Source organism: Chryseobacterium edaphi (genome assembly GCF_025628985.1).
GTDB classification, from domain to species: Bacteria; Bacteroidota; Bacteroidia; order Flavobacteriales; family Weeksellaceae; genus Chryseobacterium; species Chryseobacterium edaphi.
Map to the genome: position 1 here is coordinate 267,335 of NZ_JAOTEM010000005.1, position 17,022 is coordinate 284,356.

Genomic DNA, 17,022 nt, shown 5'->3' on the forward strand with positions numbered 1-17,022 from the left:
TTGATTCTAAGGTTTTTTAAAATCTATTTAGTATGTGAAATGATGAAGTTCACCATTTGATCATTTAATTCATTTTGATACGTTTTTTCAGTAGTTTTAAAACCGTGATCACCTTTATCCACAACGATTAATGAATTTTCAGTATTTGCTTTTTCCAGTATTTTTACCAATCTTTTAGAATGTCTGATTGGTGCAACTTTATCTTTGTTTCCGTGTAAAATTAAAGTAGGAACGGTATCTTGAGTATAATTTAAAGGAGAAATTGTTTTACAGAATTCTATAACTTTCTTTCTGTCGGTTTTAATATCGTAACCAGTCATTCCTTTTGCGATTTTTGTTCTGATATCAATAATTTTTTTTGAGATTAAACCTACAATAAACAGTAAAGGTTTTGGCGCTCTCGTATGAAGTAGCCTATTAATATCTGTCGGACCGAAATTATCGACTACATAATTTACCTTCCCGGAATATTTCGAAAGTTCCTGATCTCCTACGAATTCATTATCGGGAGTATAAGCAGAAAGCAATGAAAGATGTGCACCTGCAGAAACTCCCCAAAATCCAATATTTTCTGAATCAAAACCATATTTTTCAGCATTTTTTCTCACCCATCTTACTGCATCTTTTGAATCTTCAATCGGCCCGGGAAAATGCACATCTTCACTTACCAAACGATAATTGACGCTTAAAACTGCAAAGTTTTTTTCGGTAAGTTTTAGAATGGTCTGTTCTATATAGTTATCCGGAGCAATTACTTTATCGCCGAGAGCCCAAGCTCCGCCATGCAAAAAAATGACAACCGGTACTTTTTTGTCAGTAGAATTTTTTGGTTTATAAATGTCCAAAAGAAGATCTTTACCTGTACCGTCTTTTTTATATTTGATATTTTCTGTAACAGAAGTTTTTTCCTGAAGAAGATTGCTTTTAGCAGTTTGCGCAAATGTAGTTGCTGTAAAAAAGAAAATAAAAAACAGGTTTAGAAAAAACCTGTAGATATTCGTATGTGTTGATGATAAATTCATAAAGTAAATTTAGTGAGGTGTGTTATTTTACTAACTCCTCAAAAAGTTTACCAAAAGTCTTTTCCAGATCTCTAGATTTTCCGGGATGAGGTCTTGAAGTCTGTACAACAGCACTTCTTACAGCAGTCAACCAACGAAAACGGTCAGGAATTTCCAATTGTGCAATCGGTCCGCCATCTTTTGCACCGGTTGCAATTTTTTGAAAACTTTCCAGATTTTGGATAATGTCATCGTAATCAAGTTTACTTCGCATGAACTTGAATTTATCAGGACAAAGGTAATAGTCTACCTTGATGAATTTTTCCTTCTTAGAAAACATCACCAATCCGATATTGAAAAACTCTTCTCTTTCAACCTTCGGAACCAAGCGTATTACGGCGTATTCGTATATTTTATCCTCTTGCATTTTTGGCTTCGTTTACAAAGATTTGGGAATTTTCTAATCGTGTTTTCAAAAACTGAAAATACACTTCTCTTATTTCTTCAGGACTTTCATCGGCATCATTCCAATGCAGCCAGTCTTCAGGAATCAAATTGACAATTTCCTTGAAAATATTTTCATTTAAAACTTCATGAGCAAATTGATCAGCTTCATCCAACATCTTTGCCTGTGGAAGTAAAACGTGATCTTTTACATATTTAAAAGGTGTTTTTGCTGCAGTATCAAAATTCTGCCACGAATGATGGAAGTAAAATGATGCGCCATTGTCAATGATCCACAATTCTTTATGCCACATCAAAAGATTGGTGTTTTTAAAAGTACGGTCGATATTGGTGATAAAAGCATCAAGCCAGACAATTTTTGAAGCCAAAAGCGGATCTACTTTTATGCTTGAATCAAATGCGATAGCTTCTGATAAATAATGCAAACCCAGATTTAAACCCTCAGAAAACTTAAGCAGATCCTGAATTTCTTCATCTGCTTCGGTTCTTCCAAAATCGACATCGAGATTGGCAAAAACCAATTCAGGAATTTTTAAACCTAAAGCTTCTGTGATCTTCCCTCCCAAAAGTTCAGAAATCAGCATTTTAACACCGTGACCTGCACCACGAAATTTCAAAACATACTTAAAATCATCATTAGCTTCCGCCAAAGCAGGCAATGAACCGCCTTCCCGTAATGGAAGGATATAGCGTATTACTGTGACTGTTCGTAAATCCAACATTACGCAAAAATAAGATTTTACTTTGTGTTTAGCCGTATTTTTAATATTTTTAGGTGAAAAATCAAAATGGGTTAATTATAAAGCACGAGGTCTTTTTTAGAATATCTTTATCTATGAAGTTTGCCATTCCGGAGGGATCTCTACAATGCTTTTTTAAAATATGATTTAGACTCCTCCGGAAAGACAAACATGCTGTGAATTTAATAATTAACCTAAAAATAAAAAATATGGATATCACAAAAAACCTCAACATACAACTCTCAAATCCTGACACAAAAGATTTTCTTGCCGATGCATTTTATCCTGAAATAGATAGCAAATTACCTTTAGTGATTTTCGTTCACGGCTATAAAGGTTACAAAGATTGGGGCGCATGGAATTTAATGGCAGAAAAATTTGCAGAAGCAGGTTTTTTCTTTGTTAAGTTTAATTTTTCGCATAATGGAACTACAATTATAAGTCCCACTGAATTTGATGATTTGGAGGCTTTTGGAAATAATAATTATTCTAAAGAACTTTCTGATCTTGATTTTGTCATAAATCATTTTACTAAAAACACGAAAGTTGATGACCAGAAAATCATTTTGATCGGTCATAGTAGAGGAGGAGGAATTTCTATCGTTAAAACCTGTGAAGATGAAAGAATCAATGCTCTGATTACTTTAGCAAGTGTAGATACTTTAGAAAGATTTCCGAAAGATGAAGGCCTCGAAAATTGGAAAAATAAAGGTGTTTATTATGTTGAAAATGCCAGAACAAAACAGCAAATGCCACATTATTATCAGTTTTATCAAGATTTTAAAGATAATGAACATCGTTTTGATGTTGAGCGTTCCATGGAAATGGCAAAAGCTCACGTTCTGATTATTCATGGAACAGATGATGAAGGTGTGAGTATGAAAAATGCTGAACATCTTCATATTTTACATCCCAATTCAGAGTTATTTTTAATCGAAAACGGAAATCACGTTTTCGGTGCAAAAGAACCATGGACAGAAGGAACTTTGCCGGAAGATTTGAATACAGTCGTTGAAAAATGTATTGAGTTTATTAATGATAAAATTGTGAATGAATAAATTAAAATATTTTATTTTTCAATCATTCGGGAAAAATATTTGTAATCTGACTTGAGTTTCAATTATTTTTAATAATTTAGTCAATACGATAAACAAATACCAAAACAAATTTATTATGAAGAAATTAAACTTAAAAAATGCTCAAAAATTAAGCAGAGAAGCACAAAAAAACATTTCAGGTGGAGATAAAGTTTTAATATGTGCAAGTGGCTGTTATAGTAATTATTTGAGCGATGGATCAGGCAGATGTATCGTACCTCCGTGCGCTGCACCTAATTTTGGAACAGAAAGTCAGAATGCTAATGGTCGTTGGCAGTGCTGTTACTAAAATGTTTTATTAAAAAGTAAAAAAGGAGTGAAAATATTCACTCCTTTTAATATCTTAAAATTATCTACTTAAAATTTTCCAGGCTTCATCAATCTTACTTTCCAACAATAGTTTTTGGGCGCTTTGGTGAATATTCTCATCCTCATGACAATTTTCTGAAGGTAAAACTTCCACATTTGCCAACATTCCCAAATCATTTCCTGTGAAGACTTTGCTGTATTTTATAGCATCAGGAAGAAGATCAAAACCAATTCCTTTTGTAACCAAAGGTTTTGGAACTTCAAAAAGATTATTCTCGTTGTTTCTCGAATACCAGTTTCCGCCAAGACGTGCAACCATATCCAATTTTGCCTGATCTAAATTTCCTTCTTCATTCAGATATTCTTCTCTGATGTGAATTTTTTTAATCTCACAAATCACTAAATTTCCAGCTCCGCCCTGATCTCCTAAAGATTTTATTTCTAAAACTTTGCATTCAAAATTAACGGGACATTCTTCGATTAATTTAGGCTTAATCATATCAGCATCTTTCATCGTCAATCCGGATTTGATAAATTCATTTACATCATCTCCATATTCAGTTGAAGCCAAAGAAATCTGCTGTACAATCGGAAAATTTACCGTTCCAATGGCAACTTCCGGAACTTCCAAAACGTTCTCTAAAGTGTGTTTTGTTGTATTGTCGCGAACTCTTCTCGATGGTGAAAAAATCAAAATCGGAGGAACGGTACTGAACATATTAAAGAAGCTGAACGGTGATAAATTACTTTTTCCGTCTTTGTCAATTGTAGACGCTAATGCAATCGGTCGTGGTGAAACGGCTGTTTGCATGATGGTTTGCAGTTGAACGGGAGTTATTTCTGATGGAATTACTGTTTTCATAATTTTTAATTTTACCACAAAAGTCACAAAAGTTTTAAGAGTTGTAATTGATAATTTTTAAAGCTCAAAAAAGTTTAAACTTTTTTGTATGATGTGCTAATTTGGAATTGATTTCTTTTACATCACAAATCATAACAGCATTTCATAGTATTTGTTGACAAATGTTTCCTGGCCTTGATGATATAGATTCTTTACATTAAAATTGACTAAGATACCTTTGGGTTTTTGTAGTAGATTAATATAATTTAAAACCTGAGCTCTATGGATTTCATTCAATGAAGAGACAGATTTTATTTCGAGCACAATTTGGTCTTCAATCAGGAAATCACAAAGGAAGTCGCAATTGATTTCTTTTTCTTTGTAGAAGACTGGTACCCGTAATTCAGATTTGAAATTAATATTTCTAAGTTTGAATTCCTCTTTTAGACACTTATGATAAGCACTTTCCAGCAAACCAGCACCCATAATTCTATGGACTTCAATGCATGCACCATTTATTTTATAGGTCAAATCTGTTAAATAGGATTGAGTGATCATTTAGTTTATTACTATTACAATTTTGGATACCGCTTTTTTGAACTTTAATTACTAAAACCTTTAAACTTTAAGAATTTAAAAAAAACTTTTGTGACTTTTGTGGTTGAAAATTTACTTAGCAGGAACAATTTTACCGGAAACCTCTCCGAAGCCAACTCTTATCCCATCTTTTTCAGCCCAGGCTTTCATGGTAACAGTATCGTTATCTTCAATGAATTTTCTTTCCTGTCCGTCGTTTAAAGTAATAGGGTTTTGACCTCTCCATGTCAGTTCAAGCATAGAACCAAAAGATTTTGGATCGCTTCCTGAAATGGTTCCGCTTGCATACATGTCTCCAACTTCAAGGTTGCAGCCATTTACTGTGTGGTGAGCTAGTTGCTGAGTCATATTCCAGTACATATGTTTGTAGTTGCTTTCAGAAATTAAGTTTTCTTCACCGTTTTCAGGTTGTATGTAAACTTGAAGATTGATGTCGTAATTTTTATCTCCTTCAAATTTTAAGTAATCTAAAACTTCAGGATCTTGCGTTGGAGAAGTAGTTTTAAAAGGTTCTAAAGCTTCGAGAGTAACAACCCAAGGAGAAATTGACGAACCGAAATTTTTAGCTAAAAATGGTCCAAGCGGAACATATTCCCAAGACTGAATATCTCTTGCAGACCAATCGTTGAAAACCACCATTCCGAAAATCGCATTTTCAGCATCTTTTGTTGATATGCTTTCTCCCATTTCCGTATTCTGATTGATAATGAAAGCCATTTCCAATTCAAAATCCAGTTGTTTGCTAGGTCCGAAAATCGGTTTTTCCACATCTGCAGGTTTTGTTTGACCTTTCGGACGATTGATATCTGTTCCTGAAACTACAATGGAAGAAGCTCTACCGTGATATCCAACCGGCAAATGTTTCCAGTTTGGCAATAATGCATTTGCGGGATCTCTGAACATTTTACCTACGTTGGTTGCATGCTCAATACTGCTATAAAAATCTGTGTAATTTGGAATGTGAACGGGCATGATCATTTTAACCAGATCCAAATCGTAAAACGCATCCTCAATAGTTTTTTCATCTTTACATAAAATAGAACCTTCCTGTAATAATTCCTGAATTCTAAGACGAACTGCATTGGTAACAGGTTTTCCTAATTCGATGAATTCATTTAAAGTATATGCTTCGAAAACATTGTCGTCTAAACCTGCGATTTCTTCAAAATATGACAAGTCGTACAAAAGCGCAAGATCTACAACCTGATCGCCGATTCTTGTACAACAGGCGATAAATTCTTTGTTAAAAACAGCAACTCCAAAAGGAATGTTGTGGATTGAAAAGTCTGAATTTGAGTTATATTCTACAAATGATTTCATAATGTGATAGTTTGATTTAGATTTAAAAATAAACCTTTTAAAAGTAATTATTTTGATTTTTTAGTGTAAGATTCTTCATCAATCCAGCGATCTCTGGAATTGATGTCGATGAGATATAAAATTTCTTTTTGTCTGGTCAAAAGAAGTGTTTTAGCAACAGGAATCGGGATTTTTTTATTCTCTAATTTATCTGCTCGCAAAGAAATGATGTTGTTTTTTCTAATGATATCTCCAGAAAAAACATTCGATGTACTTTGTCCAGTCTTTTTGTCATCAAACATTTCTACATAAGTGGCATCTTTTCCCTTGATGACGATAAAACTTCTTTCCGTATGGTCCTCAAAATCTTTGATAAGTACAAATTTTTTATTGTCAACGCTTACATTTTCAAGATGCTGATTGACTCCCAGTTTCTCCTCAAGACGATTAAGAATTTCATTGATTGTTCCGTAGTTTTGCGCTTTTAAGGCAAATCCGGCAAAAAATAATGCTAAGATGAATAATTTTCTCATAAGCTTGTGTTTATAAAAAAGTTTTGTCAAGATCTGCATCCTGACAAAACTCTATATTTGGTTTAAAAAATTAAAGATTTCCTCTTTTTTCCTGCTCTCTTTCTAAAGCTTCGAAAAGTGCTTTGAAGTTACCTGCTCCGAAACTTTGAGCACCGTGTCTTTCGATGATTTCAAAGAAAAGGGTAGGGCGGTCTTCAACAGGTTTTGTGAAGATTTGTAATAAGTAACCTTCCTCATCATGATCGATTAAAATTCCTAAATCCTGAAGTTTTTTAAGATCTTCATCGATGTGACCCACTCTTTCAGGAACCATGTTGTAATAAGCTTCTGGTGGAGCAGAAAGGAATTCAACACCGCGTTTTTTTAGTTCAGTTACGGTATGAATAATGTCTTTCGTTGCAACTGCAATATGCTGTACACCTTCACCTTCGTAGAAATCAAGATATTCTTCGACCTGAGATTTTTTCTTTCCTTCTGCAGGCTCATTGATCGGGAATTTTGCAAAACCGTTTCCGTTTGACATTACTTTAGACATCAGTGCAGAATATTCTGTGTTGATCTGCTTGTCATCAAATGATAGAATGTTTACAAATCCCATTACTTTTTCGTACCATTCAACAGTAGGGATCATTCTGTCCCAGTCTACGTTTCCTACGCAATGGTCAACATATAATAATCCAGCTTCTTCGGGTTTGTAATCGCTTTCCCATTTTTTATAACCAGGCATGAAAGGTCCTGTGTAGTTTTTTCTTTCGATAAACATATGAACGGTTTCTCCGTAAGTATAGATTCCGGACATTTTTACTTCACCGTACTCATCTGTCAAAGTTACCGGCTCCAAATAAGGTTTTCCTCCTCTTTTTGTAGTTTCTTCAAATGCAGAATATGCGTCGTCTACCCAAAGTGCCAAAATTTTCACTCCATCGCCGTGTTTTTTTACATGTTCGCTGATTGGCGAGTCAGATTTAAGACCTGTTGTCAGAATTAATCTTATTTTTCCTTGCTGAAGAACATAAGATGCACGATCTCTCACTCCGGTTTCCGGACCTGCATACGCAACCGACTGAAAACCAAAGGCTGTTTTGTAATAGTGAGCAGCCTGCTTAGCGTTTCCTACATAAAACTCAATATAATCTGTACCGTTGATCGGTAAAAAATTCTCAGCCTGAGCAATTTTTTCGGCAAATGTAAGTGTTGACATATTTTCTATTTTTACTTTTATTTAATAGGTTGCAAATTACAAAATTCTTGTAAATAATTAAAAACATTATTGTTGTGCAAACGATTCCATTATTTTTAAATAAAATTAAAGTTCGTTTAAGTATATTTAAGTTTATTGTTTTTATGGTTGATTTTTTACATTTGTACAAGAAATCCCAAGTGGTGAAAGAAAGTTGTTGAAACAAAGAAAGCCGTAATTATTACGGCTTTTATTTTTTGATATTTAATCTTCCTGCATCCGGATTGTAATTATCCCAAATTTTCCACGAATTATCAATTTTGCGAATAAAATAAATCTGAGTATTCAACTGATTGACAAAATGTTCTTCACCCGTTTCTCCTACTTTGAAGAGAAGATTCCAAAACTCCTGAGTTTCAAGTATTTTTTTATCCGGCTCATCAGTTACAATATTGATGTCAAATACTTCAAAATTTGAACGGTTGTTTTTGGTCACCAATTCGAATTTTCTTTCGCAAAGTTCTCTGCTGAACTCTGAAGCTCTTTCCAGAAAAGGTGAATTGTCAAACACTAAATCTTTAAACAGTTCAAGTTTCAGCACAGGAAAATTTTTATATAGATCAAAAACAGTCGAGCAATATTTATAGACAATATCTGTAGAGAAAACATCATCGCTGACTACTTTTCCATTGATCTCATTTTCTCTGATAAAGTGAATGTAAGAATTAAGATCTTTGAAGCCTAAAAAAATGCAGATCTTATCAAGAGTTTTTAGGAAACGGAGATCATTGTGGGTTTTATCCTGATAATCATTTTCAAAAAAACGTTGCAATGTAATATGCGAAATCGTATTGCCAAGTTCAAATCTCTTATCATATTTGAGCTCTTCAGACGATGCAAGTTCATCTTTAATAATTTCCGAAAGAATTATATAATGACTTCTTTTCCAATCCTGCACCTTTCCCAAAACCGAATCTTTTACTTTGGAATGTTTTACAACTTCATTTTTTATCGAATTATATATAGTCTTCAAGTGTGTGTTATTTAACAAAAATTTTCTGCAAAAATATTGCCATAAACTTTTGATGTTTTTAAGTTTTCTCTAATTTTATTAAATATACAGTTTTTTTTAAATTAAAAAGAATTTTAGAAGGAATTTCTTAAAGTTTAAATCTTTCATTTGCCGCTCTCTCCAGCATTTCTCTGTCATCGGGATGTGCAATACTGATTAATTCCTGAGCTCTCTGTCGAAGGTTTTTTCCGTATAAATATGCAGTACCGTATTCTGTAACTACCCAATGAATATGACCTCTCGTGGTAACAACTCCGGCTCCCTGTTTCAGAAAAGGAACGATTCTGGAAACGCCACGTTTCGTTCTTGAAGTAATCGCAATAATCGGTTTTCCGCCTTCGCTCAATGCGGCACCTCTCATAAAATCCATCTGACCGCCGATTCCGCTGTATTGTAGAGTTCCTATTGAGTCTGCGCAAACCTGTCCTGTTAAATCAATTTCTATTGCTGAATTGATCGCAACAAGCTTTTTGTTTCTCATAATATTGATCGGAAAATTCACAACACTCACGTCTTTAAAAGCAAAAACAGTATTGTCATCTACATAATCATACAATTTTTTTGTCCCGAAACAGAAACTTGTGATGGTTTTATTGTCGTTGTAGCCTTTATATTTATTGTTAATTACATCGCTTTGAATAAGATCAATTACGCCGTCGCTCAACATTTCTGTGTGTACTCCGAGATCTTTGTGATTGCTTAGACATTTTAAAACTGCATCAGGAATTGTCCCGATTCCCATTTGTAAAGTAGATTTATCCTCAATCAGCTCGGCTACATTTTTTCCGACAAGCATTTCGTCGTCGCCAACTTTTGATCCGTAATCTACGGTTGGAAGTTCTTCTTCATGCCACACCAGCTTATTGATTTTACTGATGTGAATCATTCCGTCACCATGCGTTCTCGGCATTAACGGATTGACGATTGCAACGACCAATTTTGCGGTATCGACGGCTGATCTTGCAACGTCAACCGAAGTTCCTAATGTGCAAAATCCATGTTTGTCGGGTGGCGAAACGGTGATTAAAGCAACATCAAGTGGCAAAATATTATTACGGAACAAAATAGGGATTTCACTTAAAAAAATAGGCACATAGTCACCTCCCTCAGAATTTACAGCATCTCTCACAGGACCGGAAACAAATAAAGAATTGACGAAAAAACTCTTTTTGTATTCAGGCTTGGCAATTTCTACATTTCCTTGTTGAGTTATCGAAACCATTTCTACGTTTTCCAGTCTGTGCGATTGTCTTGCCAACTCATCGATTAGATGATTTGGAGTACATGCACTTCCATGAAAAAACACACGGTTTCCACTTTTAACGGTATATACAGCTTCTTCTGCACTAATATAATTGTACATATTGAAATTTTTAGGTGAGTTTGGATTTACTTTTATATTCTAAAGATAGTTCATATTAAATCTAAATTCAATTTCTTTGGTAAAGATATTTGTCATGTTTTGTGAGAATCTTTTAAAGAAAAAAGACCAAACACAATGCATTTAGTCTTTTTTAAATATTTAAAGTTCAACAATGAAATATCAACCTATTCCTGAGAACGATCTTCCAGACTATGATCTTCACCTTCAAGCCAGGAAGTTTTATATGATGGATCTTCAACTTTTATCGCTTCTTCAGTAATTTGCAAAGGACGGAAAGGATCAACCATTACCGCATATTCTTCAGTAAATTTTTTCCCGATGCTTCTTTCCATCGCTCCGGGATGTGGTCCGTGAACAATTCCTCCCGGATGTAAAGTGAAATCCATTAAATCGATATGATTTCGACTCATAAAATCTCCTTCTGTGTAAAATAAAACTTCGTCAGAATCGATGTTGGAGTGATTATACGGTGCAGGAATTGCCATCGGATGATAATCGTACATTCTTGCACAGAACGAACACACTACAAAATTGTGCGCCTCAAAAGTCTGGTGAACCGGTGGCGGCTGGTGAATTCTCCCCGTAATCGGCTCGAAATTTTTTATATTAAATTTATAAGGATAAAAATAACCATCCCAACCTACAACATCGAATGGATGTGTTGCGTAGATGAAATCCGTAATTTGATTTTCTTTTTTTACTTTAATCAAAAATTCCCCTTTTTCGTCTTTTGGTTCTTTAAAAGTCGGAGCAATAATGTCTCTTTCACAAAATGGAGAATGTTCCAAAAGCTGTCCGAATTCGTTTCTGTAGCGCTTCGGCGTATAAATCGGAGAATGACTTTCCACTACAAAGAAAACAGTATCATCGGAATTCAGTTCAACCTGATAAATTGTTCCTCTCGGAATAATCATGTAATCACCAACAGAAAATTCAAGATCACCTACAAAAGTTTTTAAAATTCCGCTTCCGTTGTGAACATATAAAAGCTCGTCACATTCGGCATTTTTGTAAAAATAATCCATCGATTTTCTAGGTTTCGACAATCCCATTTTCAGGTCATTATTCACCATCAGAAACTTTCGGCTATCCATAAAGTCATCTTCAGGAGTGACATTCATTCCTTTAAACATTCTTGGCGTCACATTTTTACTCACCGCAATTTTCGGAGAAACGTCTTTAGGTTCGCCAATCGATTTGATTTGTGTCGGGCGATGAATATGGTACAGCAAAGAAGAAATTCCGTGAAAACCTTCCGTTCCGAAAAGTTGCTCATAGTAGAATTTATCTTCCGGAGATTTGAAAATCGTATGCCTTTTTGGTGGGATATTTCCCGATTGATGATATCTCATTTTACTTTTATATGTGGAATCTCAAATTTAATATTTTTTAACGAATTGAAATTTAAAAACAAATTTAATTTAAGTTTTGCTGTTCTAAAAATAAATGTTAGTTTTGTCTAACAATTTAATTTCATGAGGCGAATATTATTTTCTGTAGTCTTTTTATCATCTTACTGTTTCTCTCAGGAAACGGACAGTTTAGATTTAAATCAATCTAAAAAGATGGATTCTGTCAAAATTCAGAATAAAAAAGAAATCAAAACAAAAGATATTGATGATGTGGTGATTACTGGAACAATAAAGCCAATGAGTAAATCGAAAAGTCCGGTCGCTGTTGAGATTTACAGCCAAAAGTTTTTTCAGAAAAACCCGACTCCGAATGTTTTTGAGGCAATTGCAATGGTGAACGGAGTAAAGCCCCAATTGAATTGTTCGGTTTGTAACACGGGAGATATTCACATCAACGGTTTGGAAGGACCTTATACCATGATTTTAATAGACGGAATGCCGATTGTAAGTTCACTCTCAACAGTTTATGGTTTAAGCGGAATTCCAAACAGTCTGATCGACAGGATTGAAGTAGTAAAAGGTCCCGCTTCGTCTCTTTACGGTTCTGAAGCGATGGGCGGAGTAATCAATATTATTACTAAAAATGCTTTGACTGCGCCGAAATTAAGCGTTGATCTTATGACTACAAGTTGGGCAGAAAATAACTTTGATCTTTCCACAAAATTTAATTTCGGGAAAAATGTTGCTTCAATTTTAAGTCTTAATTATTTTAATTTTAATGAAAAAATAGATCAGAATAATGACAATTTCACGGATGCAGCACTTCAAAACAGAATTTCCGTTTTCAATAAATGGAATTTTCAGAGAAAAGAAAATCGATTGGCAAGTTTTGCGTTGAGGTATTTGTACGAAGACCGTTTCGGCGGTGAAATGCAGTGGAATAAATTTTATCGAGGAAGCAATGAAGTCTACGGAGAAAGTATTTACACCAATAGAGTAGAAGCTTTCGGAGTTTATCAATGGCCGATGAAAGAAAGTGTAATTACACAGTTTTCTTACAATTTTCATAATCAGAATTCATTTTATGGAAGCAATCCCTTTACTGCTACTCAAAAAGTAGCTTTTGCACAAACCTATTGGGATAAAAAACTGGGAAATCACGATTTGATTTTGGGAGCGACATTCAAAAAAACATTTTATGATGACAACACTCCAGGAACTTCGTCTTCTGATGGTTTGTTAAATGAACCTATGAAATCACCAATTTTCGGAGCATTTATCCAAGATCAATGGGAAATCAATGAAAAGCACACATTGTTGCTCGGTTATAGATTTGATTACGATAAGATTCATCATTCTGTACATTCTCCGCGTTTTGCTTGGAAGTTTTCTCCGAATCCTTACCATACTTTAAGGTTGAATTTCGGGACGGGTTTCCGTGTTGTGAATTTATTTACGGAAGATCATGCCGCTTTGACGGGTTCGCGCGAAGTGGTCATAAAATCAAATTTAAAACCTGAAAGATCTGTCAATGGAAATTTGAATTATATGTGGAAAATTCCGGTGGGTGGAAGAATGATGAATCTCGATGCTTCTGCTTTTTACACCTATTTCAGCAATAAAATTGTGGGAGATTTTGATTCTGAACCGGATAAAATCATTTATGACAATCTGCAGGGTTACGGTGTTTCAAGAGGTTTGTCGTTAAATCTTGATTATAACTTCAGTTTTCCTTTAAGTGTCAATTTTGGGGTAACTTATCTTGATGTCTATCAGAAATTTGATGGTGAAAATGAAAAAGTTCAGCAGCTTCACGCTCCGAAATGGAGTGGAACTTATAGTTTGACGTATAAATTTCCAAGTAATTTGACAATTGATTTTACCGGGCAATTTTACGGACCGATGCGATTGCCTGTTTTACCAAATGATTACCGGCCGGAATATTCTCCGTTTTATTCGTTGGCGAATATTCAGGTTTCAAAAAGTTTCAAATCCGGATTTGAAGTGTATTGTGGAATAAAAAATTTATTCAATTTCACGCCGAATGATCCTTTGATGCGACCTTTTGATCCTTTTGATAAAAATGTGAATGACCCGATCAATAATCCCAATCATTATACTTTTGATACCACTTACGGTTATGCTCCGATGCAGAGAATCAGAGGTTTTTTTGGTGTGAAATATAATTTACAGTAATTTTTGATGCGTTTTTTTGACGCAAAGCTTAATGAATGATTTCTGAGTTTTAAGTGATGCAAAGGCAAATAAATTTGCCGCGCGAAGCTGGAGCGCTAGCTTAATCAAATCAACTTGTTGATTCATCTTTGCTCTCTTGAGTTTGCAATTTCAAAATAAATCTTTGCGTTTAACAGGCTCTACTGTCAGCCATTTAGGTTTTATAATCCGATTATAAAAATTGTACAATGAAATTTTTTATATTTTTAATGCTATTAGTTTCGGAATTTTGTTTTTCACAAATGAAAACAGGCACTTTTTCCGAGCTTGAAAATTTTGAAAAACAAAATCAAAAACCAATTATTATTCATTTGTATACCGATTGGTGTTCGGTTTGTAAAATCGAATCTTTTCAACTGAAAAAAGACAAAGATTTAATTAAAATGATCAACGAAAATTTTTATCTGATCAATTTTGAAACAGAAAAAGCGAAAGAAAAAATCAATTTTCAGGGAAAGGAATTTAATTATTTACCCAATGGAAATTCGGGAATTCACGAGTTGGCTTTGGCTTTATCGAGGAATAAAAACCAGCCTGTTTATCCGTTGTGGATTATTTTAGATAAAAATCAGAATTTGGTTTACTATCATGAAGGTGAATTTAAACCTAAAAAAATGAAGGAGAAATTGGATGAAATTACGAATCTCTAACACGAATTTTGTCATTCCGTAAGAATCTAAGCAAAGTCTTTTTGCAACGTTGAGATTCCTACGGAATGACAAAGTGTGTCGGTTAATTAAAATATTTTTGCTGGATAATAAACTTTATTGACTTGAAAGAGGAAATTTTTACTTCGACAAAACCACCACAATCCCCAATATCGCTGGCAAAGCCTGAACAAAAAATATTCTTTTCGTCGCTGAAATTCCACCGTAAATTCCCGCAATCGCTACACAACTTAGAAAAAATAAAGCAACATTCGTCTGCCATTTTGGATCTTCAATCAGGAACGACCAGATCAATCCGGCTGCAAGAAAACCATTGTACAATCCCTGATTTGCAGCCAAACCTTTTGTAGGTTTAAACATTTCGGCAGGTAAAGCTTTTTTGAAAACTTCTTTTCCTTTGGTTTCCCACGCAAACATTTCCATCCAGAGAATGTAGAGGTGTTCTATTGCGACTAATGCGATGATAATTTTTGAAACGATTTCCATGATTAATGTTTTTCTCATTGTAAAACTAAAAAAATAAAGTTAAGTTTGATCACATAATTTCAAAAATGGAAACTTTCAAAGTGCATTTAGATAAATTCATTAAGATCAACGAGGAAGAATTTACTTCGATATTTTCTTTCTTTCAGGTTCTGGAAGTGAAGAAAAAAGAGAATCTGATGCAGGAAGGCGAACTTTGTAAATTCAAATATTTTGTTTTGAAAGGTTGTCTCAGAAAGTTTTTCGTCAACGAAAAAGGAGTAGAGCAAACGACAGAATTTGCCATCGAAAACTGGTGGTTGGCTGATAATTTTGCATTTGAGCAGCAGGTGAAATCGCAGTTTAATATTCAGGCGGTTGAAAATGGGACAATTGTAATCATCGATTTTCAGTCTCAGGAACGTTTACTGGAAAAACATCCGATGATGGAACGTTATTTCAGAATGGTCTATCAAAGAGCTTATGCTGCTGCCGAAAAGAGAATCCGTTATCTTTATGAGATGAACAAAGAAGAATATTATATTCACTTCAGTACGCTTTATCCCTGGTTTATTCAGAGAATTCCACAATATTTATTGGCTTCATTTTTAGGTTTCACGCCGGAATATCTGAGCGAAATCAGATCTAAATTACGTTCTTAAACCAGTTTAAGATTTTCACGGTTTTTAAAGAAGACATTTGTACTATAAATTTTTAAAGCAGACAAAATGAGTACACGTATCAAAATTTTAAACGCCAATTCAGAATCTTACAAAGCAATGATGAATTTAGAAATGACTTTACAAACAGCTTCATTAAGTAATATCCAGAAAGAACTGATCAAGACTAGAGCATCACAAATCAATGGCTGCGCTTTCTGTCTCGATATGCATACAAAAGATGCATTAAAGTATGGTGAAACAGCACAAAGACTCTTCCTCCTGAATGCATGGAAAGAAACTGATCTTTTTACTGAAGAAGAAAAAATAATTTTGGCAATGACTGAAGAAATTACAATGATCAGCCAAAAAGGACTCACTGAACAAACGTACGAAAAAGCGAGTCAGTATTTTAATGAAGAACAGATCAGAAGTATTATCATGGCCGTTATTACGATTAATATGTGGAACAGAATTGCGATCAGCACGCATCTGCAAGTTCCTAAAAATTAGAATTTTCTTAAAAAAATAGCTTTTCGAATATTGAAAAGCTATTTTTATTTAAATATTTATTGTTGGCAATTCAGCTGCAAAACATTTGCATTTAAAGGCTGTTCGATTTTTCGTTCCAGTTTTTTATCGATTAAAGTCACATAAATTTCCATCGAACCGGTACCGACGTGAAGTGATAAAATATGTCCGCCGAAAGCATTGAATTTGTCATCTGTTGCAACTCCGTGTATATGAATTGATGGACCTTTTTCATTCCACGCTATTGATCCGGTGAGACTTCCCATTTCGACTTTTTTAAAAGTTTTAGGATTGAATTTTTTTGCATTAAAATCATAAAATCCGAAAGTAACGTCTGATGCAAAACCAATTCCTGTGAAACTTGCTGAAGGAATATTTTCTGTCTTTACAAGATTTTCGATGCTTGAAACTACATCATCTCCTTCCCGAAGTACCATCAAAAATCCGGTCGGAGTTTTGGTATATCTGCAAATTTCTTTTTCCTGTGCTGGAAATAGGATCAGCATAAAAAATGTGAATAATAAAATTGAAAGTTTTTTCATTGGTAAAAATTTAATTTTAATGATGAAAAATCTGCACCAAAAGAGTTTTTTACCA

19 protein-coding genes are annotated in these 17,022 nt (G+C 34.2%); 6 read left to right on the forward strand and 13 right to left on the reverse strand.

Features of this window, described 5'->3' with window-relative positions:
• Nucleotides 1–23 precede the first annotated feature (23 nt).
• From NZ698_RS17545 to NZ698_RS17555, 3 genes are read right to left on the reverse strand one after another with little or no spacing between them, the layout of a single operon-like run.
• Nucleotides 24–1,022: an alpha/beta hydrolase gene (locus NZ698_RS17545; protein ID WP_263004545.1), complete on the reverse strand. Its 999-nt coding sequence runs from the start codon at nt 1,020–1,022 to the stop codon at nt 24–26.
• A gap of 22 nt (nt 1,023–1,044) precedes the next feature.
• Nucleotides 1,045–1,428 carry a DUF3037 domain-containing protein gene (locus NZ698_RS17550; RefSeq protein ID WP_263004546.1) on the reverse strand — a complete coding sequence of 128 codons (384 nt, stop codon included), beginning with the start codon at nt 1,426–1,428 and terminating at the stop codon, nt 1,045–1,047.
• The gene (locus NZ698_RS17555; RefSeq protein WP_263004547.1) at nt 1,415–2,188 is read right to left on the reverse strand and encodes a HipA family kinase; all 774 of its coding nucleotides are present in this window, start codon (nt 2,186–2,188) and stop codon (nt 1,415–1,417) included. The genes NZ698_RS17550 and NZ698_RS17555 overlap by 14 nt, the downstream gene beginning before the upstream one ends.
• Before the next feature lie 227 nt (nt 2,189–2,415).
• On the opposite strand from NZ698_RS17555, the gene NZ698_RS17560 reads away from it, so the two are divergent.
• Both NZ698_RS17560 and NZ698_RS17565 read left to right on the forward strand, forming a co-directional pair.
• The gene (locus NZ698_RS17560; protein ID WP_263004548.1) at nt 2,416–3,264 is read left to right on the forward strand and encodes an alpha/beta hydrolase family protein; all 849 of its coding nucleotides are present in this window, start codon (nt 2,416–2,418) and stop codon (nt 3,262–3,264) included.
• A 115-nt stretch (nt 3,265–3,379) separates the two neighbouring features.
• Nucleotides 3,380–3,592 carry a hypothetical protein gene (locus NZ698_RS17565; protein WP_263004549.1) on the forward strand — a complete coding sequence of 71 codons (213 nt, stop codon included), beginning with the start codon at nt 3,380–3,382 and terminating at the stop codon, nt 3,590–3,592.
• Between the two features lie 60 nt (nt 3,593–3,652).
• On the opposite strand, the gene NZ698_RS17570 is transcribed toward NZ698_RS17565, so the two are convergent.
• The 8 genes from NZ698_RS17570 to NZ698_RS17605 form a co-directional block, all read right to left on the reverse strand.
• A complete protein-coding gene (locus tag NZ698_RS17570) occupies nt 3,653–4,474 on the reverse strand; it encodes a flavin reductase family protein (protein WP_263004550.1) in 822 nt (273 codons plus the stop codon).
• Nucleotides 4,475–4,603: 129 nt separating this feature from the next.
• Nucleotides 4,604–5,011: a GxxExxY protein gene (locus NZ698_RS17575; RefSeq protein ID WP_263004551.1), complete on the reverse strand. Its 408-nt coding sequence runs from the start codon at nt 5,009–5,011 to the stop codon at nt 4,604–4,606.
• Nucleotides 5,012–5,122: 111 nt separating this feature from the next.
• On the reverse strand, nt 5,123–6,370 hold the full coding sequence (fahA, locus tag NZ698_RS17580) for a fumarylacetoacetase (RefSeq protein WP_263004552.1): 1,248 nt from the start codon (nt 6,368–6,370) through the stop codon (nt 5,123–5,125).
• A 47-nt stretch (nt 6,371–6,417) separates the two neighbouring features.
• Nucleotides 6,418–6,882, reverse strand: coding sequence for a hypothetical protein (locus NZ698_RS17585; RefSeq protein WP_263004553.1), 465 nt, complete (start codon nt 6,880–6,882; stop codon nt 6,418–6,420).
• A gap of 70 nt (nt 6,883–6,952) precedes the next feature.
• Nucleotides 6,953–8,083 carry a 4-hydroxyphenylpyruvate dioxygenase gene (gene hppD, locus NZ698_RS17590; protein ID WP_263004554.1) on the reverse strand — a complete coding sequence of 377 codons (1,131 nt, stop codon included), beginning with the start codon at nt 8,081–8,083 and terminating at the stop codon, nt 6,953–6,955.
• Between the two features lie 229 nt (nt 8,084–8,312).
• Complete coding sequence (locus tag NZ698_RS17595) at nt 8,313–9,095, reverse strand: hypothetical protein (RefSeq protein ID WP_263004555.1); 783 nt, start codon at nt 9,093–9,095, stop codon at nt 8,313–8,315.
• 127 nt (nt 9,096–9,222) lie between these two features.
• Nucleotides 9,223–10,497, reverse strand: a complete 1,275-nt coding sequence (locus NZ698_RS17600) for an acetyl-CoA hydrolase/transferase family protein (protein ID WP_263004556.1) — start codon at nt 10,495–10,497, stop codon at nt 9,223–9,225.
• 185 nt (nt 10,498–10,682) lie between these two features.
• Nucleotides 10,683–11,870: a homogentisate 1,2-dioxygenase gene (locus NZ698_RS17605; protein WP_263004557.1), complete on the reverse strand. Its 1,188-nt coding sequence runs from the start codon at nt 11,868–11,870 to the stop codon at nt 10,683–10,685.
• A gap of 123 nt (nt 11,871–11,993) precedes the next feature.
• On the opposite strand from NZ698_RS17605, the gene NZ698_RS17610 reads away from it, so the two are divergent.
• Both NZ698_RS17610 and NZ698_RS17615 read left to right on the forward strand, forming a co-directional pair.
• Nucleotides 11,994–14,066, forward strand: coding sequence for a TonB-dependent receptor plug domain-containing protein (locus NZ698_RS17610; RefSeq protein WP_263004558.1), 2,073 nt, complete (start codon nt 11,994–11,996; stop codon nt 14,064–14,066).
• Nucleotides 14,067–14,347: 281 nt separating this feature from the next.
• Nucleotides 14,348–14,755, forward strand: a complete 408-nt coding sequence (locus tag NZ698_RS17615; RefSeq protein ID WP_263004559.1) for a thioredoxin fold domain-containing protein — start codon at nt 14,348–14,350, stop codon at nt 14,753–14,755.
• 138 nt (nt 14,756–14,893) lie between these two features.
• On the opposite strand, the gene NZ698_RS17620 is transcribed toward NZ698_RS17615, so the two are convergent.
• Nucleotides 14,894–15,259: a DUF1304 domain-containing protein gene (locus NZ698_RS17620; protein ID WP_263004592.1), complete on the reverse strand. Its 366-nt coding sequence runs from the start codon at nt 15,257–15,259 to the stop codon at nt 14,894–14,896.
• A gap of 65 nt (nt 15,260–15,324) precedes the next feature.
• On the opposite strand from NZ698_RS17620, the gene NZ698_RS17625 reads away from it, so the two are divergent.
• Nucleotides 15,325–15,897, forward strand: coding sequence for a Crp/Fnr family transcriptional regulator (locus NZ698_RS17625; RefSeq protein WP_263004560.1), 573 nt, complete (start codon nt 15,325–15,327; stop codon nt 15,895–15,897).
• 66 nt (nt 15,898–15,963) lie between these two features.
• Nucleotides 15,964–16,407 carry a carboxymuconolactone decarboxylase family protein gene (locus NZ698_RS17630; protein WP_263004561.1) on the forward strand — a complete coding sequence of 148 codons (444 nt, stop codon included), beginning with the start codon at nt 15,964–15,966 and terminating at the stop codon, nt 16,405–16,407.
• Between the two features lie 56 nt (nt 16,408–16,463).
• Here the strand turns inward: NZ698_RS17630 and NZ698_RS17635 are convergent, their stop codons facing one another.
• On the reverse strand, nt 16,464–16,967 hold the full coding sequence (locus tag NZ698_RS17635) for a PPC domain-containing DNA-binding protein (RefSeq protein WP_263004562.1): 504 nt from the start codon (nt 16,965–16,967) through the stop codon (nt 16,464–16,466).
• Nucleotides 16,968–17,022 lie beyond the last annotated feature (55 nt).

What these genes read in the sequence shown, in the direction of transcription:
- NZ698_RS17555 (WP_263004547.1), bottom strand. Translation starts at nt 2,188, where the DNA reads ATGTTGGATTTACGAACAGTCACAGTAATACGCTATATCCTTCCATTA.
- hppD (WP_263004554.1), bottom strand. Translation starts at nt 8,083, where the DNA reads ATGTCAACACTTACATTTGCCGAAAAAATTGCTCAGGCTGAGAATTTT.
- NZ698_RS17600 (WP_263004556.1), bottom strand. Translation starts at nt 10,497, where the DNA reads ATGTACAATTATATTAGTGCAGAAGAAGCTGTATATACCGTTAAAAGT.
- NZ698_RS17565 (WP_263004549.1), top strand. Translation starts at nt 3,380, where the DNA reads ATGAAGAAATTAAACTTAAAAAATGCTCAAAAATTAAGCAGAGAAGCA.
- NZ698_RS17575 (WP_263004551.1), bottom strand. Translation starts at nt 5,011, where the DNA reads ATGATCACTCAATCCTATTTAACAGATTTGACCTATAAAATAAATGGT.
- NZ698_RS17630 (WP_263004561.1), top strand. Translation starts at nt 15,964, where the DNA reads ATGAGTACACGTATCAAAATTTTAAACGCCAATTCAGAATCTTACAAA.
- NZ698_RS17550 (WP_263004546.1), bottom strand. Translation starts at nt 1,428, where the DNA reads ATGCAAGAGGATAAAATATACGAATACGCCGTAATACGCTTGGTTCCG.
- NZ698_RS17605 (WP_263004557.1), bottom strand. Translation starts at nt 11,870, where the DNA reads ATGAGATATCATCAATCGGGAAATATCCCACCAAAAAGGCATACGATT.
- NZ698_RS17625 (WP_263004560.1), top strand. Translation starts at nt 15,325, where the DNA reads ATGGAAACTTTCAAAGTGCATTTAGATAAATTCATTAAGATCAACGAG.
- NZ698_RS17560 (WP_263004548.1), top strand. Translation starts at nt 2,416, where the DNA reads ATGGATATCACAAAAAACCTCAACATACAACTCTCAAATCCTGACACA.
- NZ698_RS17585 (WP_263004553.1), bottom strand. Translation starts at nt 6,882, where the DNA reads ATGAGAAAATTATTCATCTTAGCATTATTTTTTGCCGGATTTGCCTTA.
- NZ698_RS17610 (WP_263004558.1), top strand. Translation starts at nt 11,994, where the DNA reads ATGAGGCGAATATTATTTTCTGTAGTCTTTTTATCATCTTACTGTTTC.
- NZ698_RS17620 (WP_263004592.1), bottom strand. Translation starts at nt 15,259, where the DNA reads ATGGAAATCGTTTCAAAAATTATCATCGCATTAGTCGCAATAGAACAC.
- NZ698_RS17570 (WP_263004550.1), bottom strand. Translation starts at nt 4,474, where the DNA reads ATGAAAACAGTAATTCCATCAGAAATAACTCCCGTTCAACTGCAAACC.
- NZ698_RS17545 (WP_263004545.1), bottom strand. Translation starts at nt 1,022, where the DNA reads ATGAATTTATCATCAACACATACGAATATCTACAGGTTTTTTCTAAAC.
- fahA (WP_263004552.1), bottom strand. Translation starts at nt 6,370, where the DNA reads ATGAAATCATTTGTAGAATATAACTCAAATTCAGACTTTTCAATCCAC.
- NZ698_RS17615 (WP_263004559.1), top strand. Translation starts at nt 14,348, where the DNA reads ATGAAAACAGGCACTTTTTCCGAGCTTGAAAATTTTGAAAAACAAAAT.
- NZ698_RS17635 (WP_263004562.1), bottom strand. Translation starts at nt 16,967, where the DNA reads ATGAAAAAACTTTCAATTTTATTATTCACATTTTTTATGCTGATCCTA.